The following is a 2,866-nucleotide window of genomic DNA, read 5'->3' on the forward strand; positions in this document are numbered from 1 at the left end:
GTTTCCGCGAGTGCGGCGGGGGTGCGGGTGTCGGAGGACACGGAGGGTGAGGCCGAGACGATTGTTCGCCCTTTCGGCTGGACGTCCTGCCACGCTCGGTAATGACACCGTTGACGTATGCGGATCTCCGTATGTCCGGATCGAGAGGTTTGCGTCGAGCCTGTGACGTGCCCCGGCGGGCCGCTCACCTGCTCTACCACGGCATTTCCCGGTTTCCGCCGGTGGGGGCGCGCGGCGGGCACCCGGCGGGCGCCGGGACCGGGGCAATGGTGTGCTCCGGTGTTGCGCGCGGCACCCTCGCTTTCCCCTGTAGCGCTGGCTATCATCACGTCGGATGACATTGTTGGCCAGGCTATTTCGAATAGCCTCGTGGCGCAACGGAGATGCCGTAGGGAATCAGACGGTCGCGAAGCGGAGGTGGCGTGTCGGGGGCAACGCGACACCTTCGGCGTTGAACGCCCACGATTGGTCGACTTCCACCACCGGGCCGCCCCGCGCGAACGGCGCCGCGTTCCGCCGCGGTGCCCGAGCGGGTACGCGGCGGGTGGTTCGTCGTCGAGCGAACAGCGTGTGACCGGGCACCGCGGACGCCCGGTTGCCGGCACGTGGTCGTCCGGTGACCACCGCCCGCGGTGGCGCCTGTGACACTCCGCTGAATACCCGTGGCAGGTCGTGAGCTGTCGCGCCCTGCCGCGGTGACGGACGAATGACGATCTGGGGGACGGTATGCGGTTTCGGATGTTGGGGCCATTAGAAGTCTTGGACGGAGACCGGGCGGTCGGGCTCGGCGGCACGCGGCAGCGGGCGACACTGGGATTCCTGCTGCTGCACCTGAACCGGGTGGTGGCCACGAGCCAGCTGCTCGACGCGCTGTGGGCGGACGAGGCGCCCGTCTCGGCGCGGAAGATACTGCAGAACGCGATCTGGGGGCTGCGCGGCGCGCTGTCCTCGTCCGGCCGCACCTCGGAGTCGGCGGCCCTCATCACGCAGATGCCCGGCTACATGCTGACCGCCGACCCGTCGCAGGTGGACCTGCACGGCTTCCACCAGCTGGCCGAGCAGGGCCAGGCGCTGCTCGCCTCCCGCAACTTCGAGGAGGCCAGCCGGGTGCTCAACCACGCCCTCGGCCTGTGGCGGGGTCCCGCGCTGGCCGACCTGGTGGAGACCGGGCTGGCGTGGCCGGAGCTGAACGTGCTGCAGAACCTGCGGCTCGACGTGCTGGAGGACTACTTCGAGGCCGAGCTGTCGTGCGGTCGGCACCACCTCGTGCTGGGCAAGCTGGAGCGGACCGTCGAGGCGAAGCCGCTGCGCGAGCGGTCGTGCGGCCAGCTGATGCTCGCGCTGTACCGGTGCGGGCGGCAGGCTGACGCGCTCAACCTGTTCAGCCGGGTGCGCTCGGCGCTGGTGGAGGAGCTGGGGCTGGAGCCGTGCCGCGAGCTGCAGACGCTCCAGCACGCCATCCTCACCCACGACGAGACGCTGACCTTCACCGCGTCCGGGCTGCGCGAGGTGATCCCGCTGCAGGTGAACCGCCGTGCGCTGCAACAGGTGCCGGAGGCGGTCGGCGTCGGAGCCCCGGCGGCGGCGTCGCACACCGCGGCGTCGTCGGTGCTGCTGGAAGTGGCTCCGGCGGAGGTCGAACCGCCGTCCGCGCTCGAACGCCTGATCCCGCCGGACCCGCACCCCGAGCCGGTGGAGCGGTCCGTGCCGCTGCAGCCGTTCGCGTCGTCCGCGGTGCCGGCGCAGCGCAAGCAGGTCAGCGTGCTCATGGTGCACACGTCGGTCGAGCTGGGCGTCGAGGGCAGCCGGTTCGCCGTCCTCGACGGCGTGGCCGACACCGTCCGCGAAGGCGTGGAGTACTTCGGCGGGACGGTCGCGGCGTCCATCGGGTCCGTGACGATGGCGCTGTTCGACGTGCCGCGCCAGATCGACAACAGCGTCGAGCGGGCGGTGCGGGCGGCGTTGGCGATCCGGGACTGCCTGGACGCCCAGCTGGAATCGGTGGCGGGCGCGCACGTGGTCGTGCGGGCCGCGGTGACGACCGGTGAGGCGCTGGTGCGGTACCAGGCCACCGAGGCGGGCGCACCGCTCAGCGTGAACGGCGAGCCGGTCGAGGAGTGCCAGTCGGTGCTCAACCGCGTGCCCAGCGGCGAGACCTGGATCTCCGACTCGGCGCGGAGCGAGACCCTGCTCACCGTGCTGTGCCACCAGATCGAGGAGCACCCGCAGCTGTGGCAGGTCGACGGCGTGCGGCCGGAGTCGATCCCGCACCACAGCGTTCCGGTGGTGGACCGGGAGCCGGAGCTGGAGCTGTTGCGCGGCCTCATGGACCGCACCATGCACCGCGCGACACCGCACCTGGTCACCGTGCTGGGTGACGCCGGGGTCGGCAAGACGCGGTTCCTGGTGGAGTTCCAGCGGCGCGTCGTGGGCCACCCCACGACCGGGCAGTTCGTGCTGGCGCACGCCTACTGGCCCGACCAGGACGGCATCCGGGCGCTCCAGGCGGAGAGCGTGGCGTCCTGCTGCGGCATCGGCCCGCGCGACGACCCGTCGACGATCCGCGACAAGCTCGGCGTCACGGCCAAGCGGCACCTGCCGCCGAACCGGGCGCAGGCCGTGTGGGACATGCTGATGTGGCTCCTGGCGCCCGAGTGCCCGGCCACCGCCGCGACGATGACCGGCGAGATCACCGCGGCGTGGCGCGAGCTGATGGGTGCCGTGGCGCGGGACCGGGGCATGGTGCTGGTCATCGACGACGTGCAGTGCGCCGACGACCGGTTGCTCGCGTTCATCGAGTTCGTGGCGATGTCGGTAGACGGGTAGGGGGTGCTGGTGCTGGCGGAGGACGGGTGGGTTCTGCTGG

General features: G+C 71.5%; 1 protein-coding gene. It reads left to right on the forward strand.

All coding sequences use genetic code 11. From position 1 onward, the window contains the following. Positions 1 to 759 precede the first annotated feature (759 nt). Positions 760 to 2,826 carry a BTAD domain-containing putative transcriptional regulator gene (locus AB0G02_RS33840; protein WP_360802531.1) on the forward strand — a complete coding sequence of 689 codons (2,067 nt, stop codon included), beginning with the start codon at positions 760 to 762 and terminating at the stop codon, positions 2,824 to 2,826. Positions 2,827 to 2,866 lie beyond the last annotated feature (40 nt).

This window comes from Actinosynnema sp. NPDC023658 (assembly GCF_040639995.1).
Classification (GTDB): Bacteria; Actinomycetota; Actinomycetes; order Mycobacteriales; family Pseudonocardiaceae; genus Actinosynnema.